Source organism: Tepidimonas sp. (assembly GCF_046292505.1).
Classification (GTDB): domain Bacteria; phylum Pseudomonadota; class Gammaproteobacteria; order Burkholderiales; family Burkholderiaceae_C; genus Tepidimonas.
The window spans coordinates 1-14,866 of the sequence record NZ_JBKBQX010000009.1; the positions used below are offsets into that span (position 1 = coordinate 1).

Sequence of the window (14,866 nt, forward strand, 5' to 3'; positions counted from 1 at the left end):
GCTACAATGCCAGCCTCGAGCAGGGCCTTGTTGTGCTTGTTGTAGCTCCCTCTCTCACCCCGGATGGCTACAATACCCGTTACGTAACTCGTTGTCGGGGCACGTCTTAAACGGTTTGCGCTGTTGTTAAATTTTCTAAAAAAGGAGTAGCTGGGAAGCTGTAACGTTTTTTTCTTGTGAAACTGGTTTACCAACGAGTAAACGTATGCCGGCGTACTGACGTTCTGTTACGGTCATGCATCGAACTGAGCCGCGCGATGGTAGATTTTGTGTTAGGCGTGCCAAATGTTTATTCTCTGCATCAATCCCATTTAGTATTCTTCCGTACACCGACCACTGGATCATGTCGTAGCCGTCGTTGAGCAAAAACCTACGGAACTGCACGTAGGCGCGCTTTTCGGCCTTGGTGACCATGGGCAGGTCAAAGAAGACAAGCAGCCGCATGTATCGCCTGGTTTCGACGCCCATCAGTATTCCAGCCGGTGACGCTGCAAGCCAAGCAGCCGGGGTAGATCAAGACCTTTGGCCTTTCCCTCATAGACGCGAACTAAGCTCTCGACCGCATATTCGATGGCAGACAGCACGGACATTCGCCCTTGAGGCATGTCGACATCCACATTGAGCAGCGCCACCAGGGCTTCTTTGTCGCTTGGGATCAGATCGCCGGTGGTGCTAGCAGGGTGTTGCGCCGCATGCAGATCGACGAGGGGCCGAAACGGCTCGATCAAATCGTCAGCCAGGTTGAAGGCATTTTGTTCGCTATCGTGAAACAGCCCAATACTAGGGTGCAGCCCGTGCGCGACCAAGCCACGGGTTATCGCGCCGCGCAACACGGCGTAGCCATAATCGAGGGCGGCATTCGTCCAATGCGTGTCGACGCGATTGAAATCGTTGCCAAATAGCTGGGCGAAATAAAAAGCCGCGGCTTGCGCCTCCAGATTATCAGGGTCGCCTGAGCGCACGCGGCGGGCATAGGAAGCCAAGCGCTCCGCACCTGGGCGAGCGCTCAGCGCCAGGCAGGCAGCTTGGTTTTCGATTTTGCGCCGCACGATCTCGGCCCAGGCTTGCTTGGCCGTTGGTTTCGAAATGCCCAGTTGCTTGCGCATCATGCGCGTACTGCGCGAGTGCGAAAGAAAAGGCAAAAAGATGCCCGCGGGTTGGTGATTGTGCCCGGTCGCATAAAGACCGATCCCGTATTCGGCACACGCCGATAATACCGGGTGGGTGAGCGTGATCTCGCGGTGATTGAGCACGATTACCGCGATGTCTTCGAAAGGCACGAAGGCGGTTTCTTCCTGCTCGATGGCAAGTGAATAATGCGCCCGCCGCAGCCGCGCCGGACGCGAGATCATCACGCTACGCCAGACCACGGCGCACCTCCTTCGGCGCGGGGTAGAGATTGCCGAGGACGTCGACGTGGAATTTTTCGAAAGCAGATGCAGTTTTCACGCCGGTGCGGATAAAGCCGTCCTTGCCGGCGCCGGAGTTACGGTCATGCGCCCAAAGGCCGATATTCCCGGTCGAACGGTCGCAGCTGGCGAAATAGCCTGAGAAAACTTCCTGCTTCAGAGTGACACGCAAGAAATCGTTGGGGTGCGTGGAAAACAGAAACTCGAAATTCTGGTCATCGATGAGCGTCCATTCCTCCTCGCCTTTGAAAGCGACAATCGCCCGGTTTGGCAGCTCGCCGGTGCGCCGGTAGATCGCCGCGTGATGCACGTAGATGGGCACGAGATGGAACTTGCCATCCTTCTTGCTGCGGAAGACGTCGACGCGCAGCATGGTGTCATTTTTGGCAATGCCGCCGCGCACCGGGATGCCCGAGAGCTTGTCGATCACCATCGTCACGGTACGGACGATGGGGCCAGTGGGGTTGCCGGCGCGATCGGGTTTGCGCAGCGGGTTGTCGGGCGGGAAGGCTTTCTCGCCCTTGCCCCCGTGTGCTTCGAGCCGTGCGCGGATTGCGGCGTAGAGCTTTTCGTTGCGGTGCGGGTCGATCAGCTTGTCGAGATCGGCGAGCTTGAGGCTCGTCAACGCCACGCGTTGTGTCACACCACCTTGGGCCTTCAAGCGTGCGGGCTGACCATAGATGGTGTCCTTGTGCGCCGCGCCGCCATTTCGCCGCTGCGGCGCGCGCGAGACGAATAACGGCCGCACGGCGGCGAGCGCCTCGGTGGAATAGGTGCGGAACTCGCCCAGACGAGTGCGTAGCTCCTCCGCGTCGTCCACGAATAAGCGCGCCTGCAACTCTTGGCGGAAATGCGGCCACGGCTCGGGGAAATGCGCGGCGAGGCGCTGGAACATCGCCGGGTCGAGGATCTCGCCGGTTTCGGGGTCGGGGAAGCCAGCGCGTAAGTTTTCCAGTTCCTTCTGCCGTGAATAATCGGCCAGGCGCTTGACCATACCATGGCTGCAGGCGGCGACGACGGCGGCATCGAGCGCATGGTGGCGGTCGTTTTCGCTGCGAATCTTCAGCAAGCCCCAGCGCGCGCGCAGGAAGGCGGTGGTCTGGCCGTTCAACACCACGCAGCGCTTGGCGGCGGGCAACACCGTCCCGTCCGCCTCGACTTTTTCGGCGAGCAGCAAATGGTCTTCGACCCAGTTCTTGAAGAAGCGGCAGATATAGCGCGTGTCGTTCAAGTTGCGTTCGCGGAACTCCTCGGCCGCCTTGCCCGTGAAATCCTTGCGCAACAGGCGCTGGCGTTTGGGCGACCGGTAGTTCTTGTTCGCTTCGACGAAGGCGGAGAACTCGCGCCAGCGCTCGCCCGAGGGGTCGGTCGCCATCAGGTATTCGTAAGGCGTGCGGTTGCCCTTGTTGCGGTTTTCCGCGGTGAGCGCGAGCACCTTGTTGTTCTTACCATCGTCGAAGCTGCGCGAGTAGGGCAGCGCGTGATCCACCTCGGCGTAGCCGGTCTCGAAGATCACGCGATGCAGATCGAGCGGCTTTAGTGAATAGGCGCATTTGCCCTGCTGCTCGCGGTAGAGCTGGAACTTCTCGAACTCGCGGCTCTTCGCGGGGATGCCGAACTGCTCGGCGAAATCGGCCTTGGCCTGTTCGTTCTTCTCACGGTATTCCTCCTGTTCTTTTTTTATCTTGTTGCGTTCGTCGAAGGGCCGCGAGAGGTCGCGCGCCATCTCGATATGCACGGCCGCGGGCGAGCCATATTTGCGGATCAAGGCGTTCATCACCTTGCGCGCCTGGTTGAGCGCGCGCAGCACGACGGGATTGCGCGGCACGTCCAAGCGGTCATTGAAGATCATCCGGCCATCCTTGTCGCGGCCGGAATAGAGCGGCGGCAGATAGAGCGACTTTTCGCCGTTGCCAGCCTGCGGCTGGCTGTGGTGGTAGCCGGCCGCCACACAGGCTTCGTCGTAGCGCAGCCCCGCCTCCATGTGCGGCACGATCTTTCGGAGCGCCTTGAGCGACAGGTTGTGGAACTTGTCGAAACTCACCTCCGCGAGCGCCTCGATCATCCTCTCGCCACCCGGGAGGTTCAGCTTGGCGAGCTCGGCCTCGACCTCGGCGCCATCCTTGTAGACGGAGAGCACCCAGGCGATGGCATCGAGCATCGCCGGGTCGCCGCCAATGGCGCGTCCGGCCAGGCCCTCCCATTCGGTTTCGAGCCCCTTGTCTTTCATCGCCTTGCGCAGCGTCTGCCAGCCGGGCAGTTTGACGAGCACGTCTTTTTCCTTGTCCTCATTGACGCCAGCGAAGGTGAAATCGCCAAGCCCCGCCTTGGTGAGCGCCTTGCGCACGTGTTCGTACTTGAAGTCGCCCGCTTGCCGGTAAGGTAGCGGCAGAATGATCTGCCGTTCGGCCTCGGTGAGCGGCCGGGTGACGCCATCGACGACGAGGCGTAGGTTGTTGAGCCTTGTCAGCCACACGTGGCGCTCGGCGGTGAAGCTCGCCTTCGGCGCGCGGTATTCGCCTTTGCCATCAGGCCCACCCGTTCTCTCGAAGGTGCACCGGCCCAGCATCTTGAGCAGCGCCTCGCCCGACAGCGGTGGTCTCTGCTCCCAGAAGAGACCGCTCTTCCTGTCGCCCGAGCCGAGGATCTTCGCCTCCAGCCCGGCGCCGGCATGCGGGTTGCCGAGTTCGCGCTGGCGGCGGAACAACAGGGCCAGTTCTTCTGCCAATAGGGCGCGCGAGAGCGCCTTGTCGTAATTGCCGGCCTTGTTGCGTTGGGCGTCCGGGAATTCGGCCAGCACCATCTCGGCGGCGGTGCGATAGTTTTTCTCCTTCATGCGGCGCTGGGTGTTGGCGAGCCCATCTTTGACCTTGCCGCCTTCCTTCTTGTCGCCTTCGGCCTTCTTCTCTTCGGCGCGGCTTAGCCAATGAAAGCCGCGGTGTTTGCACAGGTGGTAGAGCACCCGCGCCCATTCCGCATTCGTCAACCGCCGATCCAGACCCTCGACGCGCAGCCGCCAGGGCGAGACGGGCGCGGGGCTGCGTACCTCGTCGATGTGGGCGATCAAGCCCTCGCGCCTGAGCAGGCGGGCGAGCTTGGTCATCCGCCAAGCGCGGCGGCGCAGCCGGCGGCGCATCAAGCGCGCGATGCGTCGCGCCAAATTCAGCGGTTCGCCGTCCTTGGCGGTTTCGGCCTTGTCGAAGCAGCGCACGCCAAGATCGACGATGCGGGTGTCGGAAAGCACGCACCAGCCGACCGAAGCGATGCCGATGTCGAATCCAAAGACCAGACTTTCCGGTGTCTTGTTGTGGCTCACGATAATCTCCCTTATAATATAGTCATTGTAGCTATCCGGGGTGAGAGCCGTTGCTACAATAAAGGCACAAGCCTGAATCCGCCCAGCAAGTTTACTTGCTGGGCTTTTTATTGTTTGGAGCACGAATCAAAGGGACTTGTTGGTTCCCCAAAACTCCACCCGCCCGTAGTGGTCCTTCAAAAAGTCGATCCACGCCCGCACGCGCCGCGGTAGGTGGCGGGCGGTGGGGAAGACGGCGTAGATGCCATTGGGGGGGGCGGCGTAGTCGTCCAGCACGGCGATCAGGCGGCCGGCGTCGATGTCGGCTTGCACCTCCCAGGTGCTGCGCCAAGCCAGGCCCAGCCCGGCCAAGCACCATTCGTACAGCACTTGGCCATCGCTGCAGTCCAGCGGGCCGCGGGGGCGCACATGCATGAGGTCCCGGCGCCCGCCGGGGCCGGGCACGGCAAACGCCCAGCCGCGCGTTTGCGAGGCATCCGACGACAGCACCAGACAGTCGTGTTGCAGCAGGTCGTGCGGGTGGCGCGGCACCCCGCGGCGCTGCAGGTAGGCGGGGGTGGCCACGACCAGCCGCCGATTGTCGGCCAGCCGCACGCTCACCAAGGACGAGTCGGGCAAATCCCCCACGCGCACGGCGCAGTCGTAGCCTTCGGCGATCAGGTCCACGACCCGGTCGCTCAGGTTGAGGGAGATGGTGACCTCCGGGTGGCGGGCACGAAAGGCGGGCACCAGCGGTGCGACATGCTGGCGCCCAAAGCCGGCCGGGGCGGTGATGCGCAGGTGACCCCGCGCCGCCGTGCCGCCGGCGCTGACGTTGGCCTCGGCCTGCGCCAGCTCTGCCAGCAGCCGTTGGCAGTCTTCCAGAAACGCGTTGCCCTCCGGCGTGAGGGTGATGCGGCGCGTGGTGCGCACCATCAGTTTGACGCCCAGGTATTCCTCCAGCGCGTCCAGCCGCCGGCCGACGATGGCTGGTACGACCCCTTCGGCGCGCGCGGCCGCGGCCAAGCTGCCGCGTTGGGCCACGGCAACGAACGTTTCCAGCGCCTTGAGCCGGTCCATGTCTGCATTATTGAACAAAAAGTCATGGCTGAAGAGGGCGGCCTGCCGTCGATCCAGACCCGGATTTCGCCTACAGTGCCATGTTTCGACAATCCCGGCCCGCGCCCCTGGCGGCGGGCCGCCATCGGAGGTGAGAGGCTCATGACGACACCGCGTATCAACGTCGGTCGGCTGCAGGTGGCCGAAGTGCTGTACCGTTTCATCGAAGACCAGGTGCTGCCCGGCACCGGCATCACCAGTGACCGCTTCTGGAGCGGCTTCGATGCCATCGTCGCCGACCTGGCGCCGAAGAACCGCGCACTGCTGGCCGAGCGCGACCGCCTGCAGGCCGAGCTGGACAAGTGGCACGGCGCCAACCCCGGCCCGGTCAGCAACCCGGCCGCTTACCGGCAGTTCCTGGAGACGATCGGCTACTTGGTGCCGCCGCCGGGTGACGTGCGCGTGACCACCGCCAACGTCGATGCCGAGCTGGCCACGCAGGCCGGTCCGCAGCTGGTGGTGCCGATCCTGAACGCCCGTTATGCACTCAACGCGGCGAACGCGCGCTGGGGCAGCCTGTACGACGCGCTCTACGGCACCGACGTCATCCCGGAGGACGACGGCTGCGCCAAGGGCCCGGGTTACAACGAGAAGCGTGGCGAGAAGGTCATCGCGTATGCGCGCCGGGTGCTGGACGAGGCGGCGCCGCTGGCGCAGGGCTCGCACGCCGACGCCACCGCCTACGCGGTGGTGGACGGCGCGCTGCGCGTGACGCTGCGCGGCGGCGCGGCGACGGGCCTGAAGGACCCGGCGCAATTCGTCGGCTACCAGGGCGAGGCGGCGGCGCCGTCGTCGGTGCTGCTGCGCCACCACGGGCTGCATCTGGACATCCGCATCGACCGCGCGCATCCGATCGGCGCCACCGACGCCGCCGGCGTCTGCGACGTGGTGGTGGAAGCGGCCCTGTCCACCATTCTGGACCTGGAGGACTCGGTCGCCGCGGTGGACGCCGAGGACAAGGTGCTGGGCTACCGCAACTGGCTTGGCATTTTGCAGGGCTGGCTGACCGAGAGCTTCGACAAGGGCGGACGCACGCTGACGCGCGGCCTGCACGGCGACCGCCGCTACACCGCACCGGACGGCCGCGGCGAGGTGGTGCTGCATGGTCGCTCGCTGCTGTTCGTGCGCAACGTCGGTCACCTGATGACCAACCCGGCGATCCTCTACACCGACGCCGACGGCACGGTGCGCGAGATCCCCGAAGGCATCATGGACGCCGTCGTCACGACGACGATCGCGCTGCACGACCTGCAGGGCCGCGGCCGCCTGCCCAGTGGCGAGCCGATCCGCAACAGCCGCACCGGCAGCGTCTACATCGTCAAACCCAAGATGCACGGCCCGCGCGAGGTGGCGTTTGCGGCGGAGCTGTTTGGCCGTGTGGAGCACATGCTGGGTCTGGCGGATAGCACGGTCAAGCTCGGCATCATGGACGAGGAGCGCCGCACCAGCGTCAACCTCAAGGCGTGCATCGCTGCGGCGGCCAGCCGCGTGGCGTTCATCAACACCGGCTTCCTGGACCGCACGGGGGATGAGATCCACACCGCCATGCTGGCCGGGCCGATGATCCGCAAGAACGACATGAAGGCCAGCGCCTGGATCCAGGCGTACGAGCGCAACAACGTGCTGGTGGGCCTGAAGTGCGGGCTGCGCGGCCGCGCCCAGATCGGCAAGGGCATGTGGGCGATGCCGGACATGATGCGCGCGATGCTGGAGCAGAAGATCGCGCACCCGAAGGCCGGCGCCAACACCGCCTGGGTACCCAGCCCCACCGCCGCGACGCTGCACGCGCTGCACTACCACCAGGTGGACGTGGCCGCGGTCCAGCAGGAACTGGAGAAGATCGACGCCGACGCCGAGCGCGACACGCTGCTGGCCGGGCTGCTGACGGTGCCGGTGGCGGCCAACCCGAACTGGAGCGAGGCCGACAAGCAGGCCGAGCTGGACAACAACATCCAGGGCATCCTCGGCTACGTGGTGCGCTGGGTCGACCAGGGCATCGGCTGCTCCAAGGTGCCCGACATCCACGACGTCGGCCTGATGGAGGACCGCGCCACGCTGCGCATCAGCAGCCAGCACGTGGCCAACTGGCTGCACCACGGCGTGGTGACCGAGGCGCAGGTGCGCGCCACCTTCGAGCGCATGGCGCGCAAGGTGGACCAGCAAAACGCCGGCGACCCGGCCTATCGGCCGATGGCGCCGAACTTCGAGGCCAGCCTGGCGTTCCAGGCGGCGCTGGATCTGGTGTTCAAGGGCAAGGCGCAGCCCAGCGGCTACACCGAGCCGCTGCTGCACGCCTGGCGCCTGAAGGTCAAGGCCACGGCGGCCTGATCCGCAGGGCCCCGGCCCCCGGTCACGACGGCGCCTTCGGGCGCCGTTTCGTTTGGGCTTGCGCGAACGGCGGATGGCGGCACAATGCCGGTGTGAACCACGGGCACAGGCCCGCACCAGAGGAGACGATGTCATGAATATCCGCCATGACGCCCACGTCATCGGGCAGGGTCGGCGCAAGGTGTTGATGCTGCATGGTTGGTTTGGCCATGCGCGCGGCTGGGGAGCGATGGTTCAGCACCTGGACACCGACGCCTTCAGCTACGCCTTCATGGACTACCGCGGCTACGGGCACCGCCGGGGCAGCGGGGGGCCCTACACCATCGAGCAGATCGCCCACGATGCCTTGGCGCTGGCCGACCAGTTGGGCTGGGAGCGGTTTGCGCTGGTGGGGCATTCCATGGGGGGCAGCGCCATCCAGTATGTGTTGGCCGAGGCGCCGCAGCGGGTGCAAGCGCTGGTTGGCATCACCCCGGTGCCGGCGGGGGGTGTGCCGTTCGATCCGGAAGGGTGGGCGTTTTTCTCGGCCGCGGCGCAGGATCCGGCCACGCGCCGCGCGATCATCGACCTCACCACGGGGCGCCGGCTCACCGGGACGTGGTTGGATGCGATGGTGCGGTCGTCGCTGGCGCATTCGGATGTGGAGGCCTTTGCCGCTTACCTGACCGCCTGGGCCAAGACCGCCTTCGTTGAGCGCATCCAGGGGCAGACCGTGCCGGTGCTGGTCATCCCGGGTGAGCACGACCCGGCCCTGGGCGAAGCCACCTGCCGCGCCACTTGGATGCAACACTACCCCCAGGCGCGGCTGGAGGTGATGGCCAACGCCGGCCACTACCCCATGGACGAGACGCCGATTGCCCTGGTCACGGCGATGGAGCGGTTTTTGCGCGAGGCCGTGGCGGCGTGAGACGGGGAGGGCGAACGCGTGGCTGAGGACATGACGGTGGCGGCCGCGCGGGTGGATCCCACCCGGTGTCCGATTTGTGGTGGCGCCAACGGCTGCGCGATGGAGCGGGAGCGGCAAACCGGGCGCGCCCAGCCGCCGTGTTGGTGCACGCAGGCGCAGTTTGGCGCCGAGGTGCTGGATCGGGTGCCCGCGGGTGCCCGGGGGCTGGCCTGTATTTGCGCCCGTTGTGCGGGGGCTACACCACTTTCGACAGGCTGAACATCACCGCCGGGCCGAGCCGCGCATCCAGGGCCTCCAGCGGGATGCGCGGGGGCTCGTGGGGCTCGCCGGCGGCGTCCCGATCGGTGCCGGGCAGGGCGTCGTTGACCAGGCGCACGACGGCGATGCCGGGCCGGCGTTGGGCCAAGGTGTTGGCCAGTTCGGTAGCGTCCGCCGGCAGGTGGGCTTCGTCCAGCACGAGCAGGTGGATGTCACGCGCGGCCAGGGCGGCCAGCGCTTGCGCTGCGCTGGCCACGCCGTCGGCGGCGATGCCGAGCTTTTTGACCACGTCCAGCGCGCGCAGCCGGGTGGGCGCATCGGCCGAGCACACCACGGCGTAGCTGCCCCCGATGGTTTTGAACACGGTCGAGGGGGCGCCGCTGTCGTGGCCGGTGGCATCGGTGGTGCGGGCCTGTCCGACCGTGCGCCGAAACTGCGCCGTCAGGCGCACCCGGCCGGGCTCCACCTGCCGCTGCAGGCCGATGCCGCCATCGGTGCTGGCGAGCTGCTGCGCCAGCAGCCAAAGCACGCCGTCGGCATAGACCGATTCCGGCACCAGGGGGCCATCGAGCAGCACGTCCACGGCCAGCCAGCCGCGTGGCGGGCCGGGCATGGCGGTCGCAGGGGCTGCGTCGTCGGGCACGCGGGGTTCGACGCGCAGCTCCAGCCGGCTGCCTTGCTGCACCGCCCACTCCAGCATGGCCTGCACCAGGCTATAAGCTACGGTCGGGTCGATCAGCAGCTCCACGGGGCGAAACTGCCGCCGCACCGTGATGCCTTGCAGGGCCAGGATCTCGCGCCGCTCTTGCAGCACCGATTCGACGACGTAGGCCAGATCGATTTTTTCGTGCGATTGGCGCACCTGCCCGCTTTGCAGCCGAACGATCTGTTGCGCATGGACGCCGCACTGCTTGAGCCGCTGCGCGGGCAGCGCCAGGATGCGGTACTCCGCTTCGGTGAGGCGGCCGCGTTGCAGCAGCAAGTCCAGGCCCCGCAACAAATGGTCCACCGATTCGATGGCCTGGTCCGTGAGCGCCACCGCCAGATCCGGCCAGTGCGCCGCCATGCGCCAGGGGGCATCGCCGGACGGGGCGGGCGTGGGGGAGGATGGGGCGGCGGGTGGGGTCACGACAAAAGCAACCGGGCGGGGGTCGGAGGGGCGCACACAATGCGCAAGGCAGTGTAGCCCACGCGCCAAGCGGTCACAATAACGCCCATGAATGCGCCCACTCCCACCAGCGGCCACCCGGCCCCGTACCCGCTGTCGCGGCCCCGCCGCCTGCGCCGCGACGTCTTCACGCGCAACCTGGTGCGCGAGCACCATCTGACGGTGCATGACCTGATCTACCCGGTGTTCGTGCTGGACGGTCACGGCCGGCGCGAGCCGGTGGCTTCCATGCCCGGGGTGGAGCGTCTCAGTCTGGACCAGCTGCTGCCGCTGGCGCGCGAGTGCGCCGACCTCGGCATCCCGGTGCTGGCGCTGTTTCCGGTGATCGACCCGGCGCTCAAGACCCCCGACGGGCGCGAGGCATGGAACCCCGACGGGCTGATCCCGCGCGTGGTGGCCGAGCTCAAGGCCCGCGTGCCCGATCTCGGCGTCATGACCGACGTGGCGCTGGACCCGTACACCAGCCACGGCCAGGACGGCCTGCTGGACGAAACGGGCTACATCGTCAACGACGCCACCGTCGAGGTGCTGGTCAAGCAGGCGCTGGTGCAGGCCGCTGCGGGCGTGGACATCGTCGCCCCCAGCGACATGATGGACGGCCGCATCGGCGCCATCCGCCAGGCGCTGGAGGCGCGCGGCCACGTGCACACGCGCATCATGGCCTACAGCGCCAAGTACGCCAGCAGCTTCTACGGGCCGTTCCGCGACGCGGTGGGCAGTGCGGCCAACCTCGGCAAGGCCGACAAGAAGGTCTACCAGATGGACCCGGCCAACTCCGACGAGGCGCTGCGCGAGGTGGCGCTGGACCTGGCCGAGGGCGCCGACATGGTGATGGTCAAGCCCGGCATGCCGTACCTGGACGTGGTGCGCCGCGTCAAGGACGAGTTCAAGGTGCCCACCTTCGCCTATCAGGTCAGCGGCGAGTACGCGATGCTCAAGGCCGCCGCCGCCAACGGCTGGCTGGATCACGACGCGGTGATGATGGAGAGCCTGCTGGCCTTCAAGCGCGCCGGCGCCGACGGGGTGCTGACCTACTTCGCGCTCGAGGCGGCGCGCAAGCTGGCGGCGCAGGGCTGAGAGCGGGGCGCGCGATGCGGCATCTGCAACCCAAGGAAGCGTGGGCCTGGCTGCAGGCGCAGCGCGGGCTGCCGCCGGAGGACCAGCCGCTGTTCGTCGACGTGCGCATGGAGATCGAGTCGCTCTACGTCGGCCGTCCGCCGGGCGTCGTCAACATCCCCTGGTACGAATACCCGGACCTGACGCCGGACCCGGACGGCTTTGCGCGCAAGGTGCTGCAGGAGGCCGGTCGGCTCGACCGCCCGGTGTTGCTGATCTGCCGCAGCGGCAAGCGCACGCTGGAGGCCGGCGCGGCGCTGGAGGCGGCGGGGTTCACCGACGTGGCGCACGTGGTGCACGGCTTCGAGGGCGAGCTGGACGAGCACTTCCACCGCTCCAGCCGCAACGGCTGGCGCTTCGACGGGCTGCCCTGGGAACAGATGTGACGCTGACGCCTGCGCAGGCGCTCGCCGAGGGCCGGCGCGTGCTGGCCGAGGTGTTCGGCTACGCGGCGTTCCGCGGCCAGCAGGCCGACATCGTCGCGCACGTCGGCGCCGGAGGCGATGCGCTGGTGCTGATGCCCACCGGCGGCGGCAAGTCGCTGTGCTACCAGATCCCGGCCATCGTGCGCCAGCGCGCGGGGCTGGGCGTCACCGTGGTCGTTTCGCCGCTGATCGCGCTGATGCACGACCAGGTCGGCGCGCTGCGCGAGGCCGGCGTCGAGGCGGCCTACCTCAATTCCACCCTCTCGCCCGAGGAGGCCGCGGCGGTGGAGCAGCGGCTGATGCGGGGGGAACTCACGCTGCTCTACGCGGCGCCGGAGCGCATCGTCACGCCGCGCTTTCTGGCGCGGCTGCAGGCGCTGCACGCGGCCGGGCGGCTGGCGCTGCTGGCGATCGACGAGGCGCACTGCGTCAGCCAGTGGGGGCACGACTTCCGCCCGGAGTATCGCGAACTGGCCGTGCTGGCCGAGCGTTGCCCGGGCGTGCCGCGCATCGCGCTGACCGCCACCGCCGATGCGTTGACGCGCGAGGACATCGTCACGCACCTGCAGTTGGAAGGGGCGCGCACGTTCGTGGCGAGCTTCGACCGTCCCAACATCCGCTACACCATCGTCGAGAAGGACCACGCGCTGCGCCAGCTGCTCCGCTTCGTCGCCGACGAGCACACGCTGCCCGACGGGCGCCACGACGCCGGCATCGTCTACTGCGCCTCGCGCCGCAAGGTGGAGGAGGTGGCCGCGCGGCTGCAGGCCGCCGGGCTGCGCGCGCTGCCCTACCACGCCGGGCTGGATGCCGCCACGCGCCAGCGCCACCAGGACCGCTTCCTGCGCGAGGACGGGCTGGTGATGGTGGCCACCATCGCCTTCGGCATGGGCATCGACAAGCCGGACGTGCGCTTCGTCGCGCACCTGGACCTGCCGAAGAACATCGAGGGCTACTACCAGGAGACCGGCCGTGCCGGCCGCGACGGCGAGCCGGCCAACGCCTGGATGGCCTACGGGCTGCAGGACGTGGTGCAGCAGCGCCGCCTGATCGACGACAGCGGCGCCGACGAGGCGTTCAAGCGCGTGCTGCGCGCCAAGCTGGAGGCGCTGCTGGCGCTGGCGGAATCCACCGGCTGCCGCCGCCAGCAGCTGCTGGCCTACTTCGGCGAGGAAAGCCCGCCGTGCGGCAACTGCGACAACTGCCTGCACCCCCCCCAGACCTGGGACGCCACCGAGGCGGCCCGCAAGCTGCTGTCGTGCATCTACCGCCTGCAGCAGAGTGGCGCGGCGTTCGGCGCCGGGCACGTGATCGACGTGCTGCGCGGGCAGGCCACCGACAAGGTGCGTGCCCACGGCCACGAGCGGCTGTCCACCTGGGGCATCGGGCGCGAGCTGGACGAGGCCACTTGGCGGCGCGTGCTGCGCCAGCTGGTGGCGCGCGGCGCGGTGGAGGTCGCCGGGGAGTTCCACACGCTGCACCTGACGCCGGCGGCGCGGCCGATCCTGCGCGGCGAGCAGCCGCTGCACCTGCGCGTGATCGCCGAGGGACGCCGTACCGAGCGGGCGGCGCGGCCGGCGCGCGCGCTGGCCAGCGTCGAGCGGCTGCCGCTGCGCCAGCGCGAGGTGCTGGCGGCGCTGAAGCGCTGGCGTGCCGAGGTGGCGCGCGCGCACGACCTGCCGGCCTACGTGATCTTCCACGACGCGACCCTCGTGGCGCTGGCGCAGCGCCTGCCGCTGTGCGACGACGACCTGGCCGGCATCCCGGGCCTGGGCGAGAAGAAGCGCGCCGCCTATGGCGCCGAGGTGCTGCGCGTGATTGCGCAGGCGCTGCAGGCCGCCGGGCCCGAGGCGCCCGAGCCGCTGGTGGCGTGGGCCTGACGGCGCGGGGGCGGCATCGGTGCCGTCAGCCGCGGCCGCGCAGCCCGGCGCAGTGATCGACCGGCGGGATGGCCGGCGTCAGCCACAGCGCGTCGAACGCCGGCTCCGGCTCGACGCGCGCGGCGTCGGTGGCGCGCAGCTCCACGCTGACGCAGGCGCGCGCGGCGGCAGCACCCGCCCGGCGCGCCAAGTGGTGCGGCACGCCGCGGTCGCGCCGCGCGTGCTGCGCGCCGGTCACCAGCAGCACCGTGCGGCCCGGCGCGCGGCGCTCCAGGAGCGTGGCGGCCATGGCGTCGTCGCGCGCCAGCTGGATGCGCGCCATCGCCGGCAGCTGCGCCGCCGGCAGCAGGCCGCAGTGGCCTTCGTCCAGCGCGCGGTGCAGCGCGGCGCGCTGCTCGGTGTCGGTCAGCGTGTCGTCCCAGGCGGCGTCGCGTATCACCTCGCCGTGCTGGCGCCGCGGCAGGTTGCCGCCGGCCACCGGCACGCCGGCGCGCACCGCCGCCATCACCACCGGGCCGTAGCGGCGCCACGGCCAGCCGGCCTCGTGCCAGGCCAGCGCCGCGCGCACCGCGGCCTCGTCCGCGTCGGGGGTCAGCGCCGCGGTGTCGGCGCCGCGCTCGGCCATTTCCAGCACCAGCGCGGCCAGCCGCCCCTGCCGCGCCAGCGCCTGCACCGCGGCGGCCTGCAGCCGCTGATGGGCATCGGCGTCGTGCTGCTCGCCCAGCAGCAGCCAGTCGGGCGTCCCCATGGCCGCCAGCCGCGCGTGCACCCACGCCAGCCGCGCCTGTTCGTCGGCCACCACGGCGCGCGCGTCGTCGACCGGTGCTGGCACGGTGCGCGCGGTCGCACCCGCCCACCGGGCCAGCGCCGCCAGCGTGGCGGCAGCCCCGTGGCGCAGCCAGCGCCGCCGTGCCGGGTTGAGAGCCATGGGGCCATTATCGACGAGCGTGCAAGGCCCTGA

At 68.3% G+C, this 14,866-nt stretch carries 12 protein-coding genes; 6 read left to right on the forward strand and 6 right to left on the reverse strand.

Features of this window, described 5'->3' with window-relative positions; genetic code table 11:
• Window positions 1–135: 135 nt before the first annotated feature.
• From cas2 to ACK4TH_RS05970, 4 genes are all read right to left on the reverse strand, one after another.
• Complete coding sequence (gene cas2, locus ACK4TH_RS05955; RefSeq protein ID WP_409623833.1) at window positions 136–468, reverse strand: CRISPR-associated endonuclease Cas2; 333 nt, start codon at window positions 466–468, stop codon at window positions 136–138.
• The gene (gene cas1 / locus ACK4TH_RS05960) at window positions 468–1,370 is read right to left on the reverse strand and encodes a type II CRISPR-associated endonuclease Cas1 (protein WP_409623835.1); all 903 of its coding nucleotides are present in this window, start codon (window positions 1,368–1,370) and stop codon (window positions 468–470) included. Before cas1 ends, cas2 begins: the two co-directional genes overlap by 1 nt.
• A complete protein-coding gene (gene cas9 / locus ACK4TH_RS05965; RefSeq protein WP_409623837.1) occupies window positions 1,357–4,725 on the reverse strand; it encodes a type II CRISPR RNA-guided endonuclease Cas9 in 3,369 nt (1,122 codons plus the stop codon). Before cas9 ends, cas1 begins: the two co-directional genes overlap by 14 nt.
• Window positions 4,726–4,851: 126 nt before the next feature.
• Complete coding sequence (locus ACK4TH_RS05970; RefSeq protein ID WP_409623839.1) at window positions 4,852–5,784, reverse strand: LysR family transcriptional regulator; 933 nt, start codon at window positions 5,782–5,784, stop codon at window positions 4,852–4,854.
• A gap of 141 nt (window positions 5,785–5,925) precedes the next feature.
• On the opposite strand from ACK4TH_RS05970, the gene ACK4TH_RS05975 reads away from it, so the two are divergent.
• The 3 genes from ACK4TH_RS05975 to ACK4TH_RS05985 all read left to right on the forward strand — a co-directional run bounded on the left by ACK4TH_RS05975 (window position 5,926) and on the right by ACK4TH_RS05985 (window position 9,316).
• Complete coding sequence (locus ACK4TH_RS05975; RefSeq protein ID WP_409623841.1) at window positions 5,926–8,151, forward strand: malate synthase G; 2,226 nt, start codon at window positions 5,926–5,928, stop codon at window positions 8,149–8,151.
• 133 nt (window positions 8,152–8,284) lie between these two features.
• Window positions 8,285–9,058: an alpha/beta fold hydrolase gene (locus ACK4TH_RS05980; RefSeq protein WP_409623843.1), complete on the forward strand. Its 774-nt coding sequence runs from the start codon at window positions 8,285–8,287 to the stop codon at window positions 9,056–9,058.
• A 30-nt stretch (window positions 9,059–9,088) separates the two neighbouring features.
• Window positions 9,089–9,316 (forward strand): cysteine-rich CWC family protein, encoded by a 228-nt coding sequence (locus ACK4TH_RS05985; RefSeq protein ID WP_409623952.1) that lies wholly within the window; start codon window positions 9,089–9,091, stop codon window positions 9,314–9,316.
• Here the strand turns inward: ACK4TH_RS05985 and ACK4TH_RS05990 are convergent.
• Entirely contained in the window at window positions 9,294–10,445 is a 1,152-nt protein-coding gene (locus ACK4TH_RS05990; RefSeq protein WP_409623845.1) for a hypothetical protein, read from the reverse strand. The genes ACK4TH_RS05985 and ACK4TH_RS05990 overlap by 23 nt on opposite strands.
• An 87-nt stretch (window positions 10,446–10,532) precedes the next feature.
• On the opposite strand from ACK4TH_RS05990, the gene hemB reads away from it, so the two are divergent.
• The 3 genes from hemB to recQ are packed head-to-tail and all read left to right on the forward strand — an operon-like array spanning window position 10,533 to window position 13,905.
• Window positions 10,533–11,561 carry a porphobilinogen synthase gene (gene hemB / locus ACK4TH_RS05995; RefSeq protein ID WP_409623847.1) on the forward strand — a complete coding sequence of 343 codons (1,029 nt, stop codon included), beginning with the start codon at window positions 10,533–10,535 and terminating at the stop codon, window positions 11,559–11,561.
• Window positions 11,562–11,575: 14 nt separating this feature from the next.
• Window positions 11,576–11,986 carry a rhodanese-like domain-containing protein gene (locus ACK4TH_RS06000; RefSeq protein ID WP_409623849.1) on the forward strand — a complete coding sequence of 137 codons (411 nt, stop codon included), beginning with the start codon at window positions 11,576–11,578 and terminating at the stop codon, window positions 11,984–11,986.
• On the forward strand, window positions 11,983–13,905 hold the full coding sequence (gene recQ, locus ACK4TH_RS06005) for a DNA helicase RecQ (RefSeq protein WP_409623851.1): 1,923 nt from the start codon (window positions 11,983–11,985) through the stop codon (window positions 13,903–13,905). Before ACK4TH_RS06000 ends, recQ begins: the two co-directional genes overlap by 4 nt.
• 25 nt (window positions 13,906–13,930) lie before the next feature.
• Here the strand turns inward: recQ and ACK4TH_RS06010 are convergent, their stop codons facing one another.
• Window positions 13,931–14,833: a ChaN family lipoprotein gene (locus tag ACK4TH_RS06010; RefSeq protein WP_409623853.1), complete on the reverse strand. Its 903-nt coding sequence runs from the start codon at window positions 14,831–14,833 to the stop codon at window positions 13,931–13,933.
• Between the last annotated feature and the right edge of the window lie 33 nt (window positions 14,834–14,866).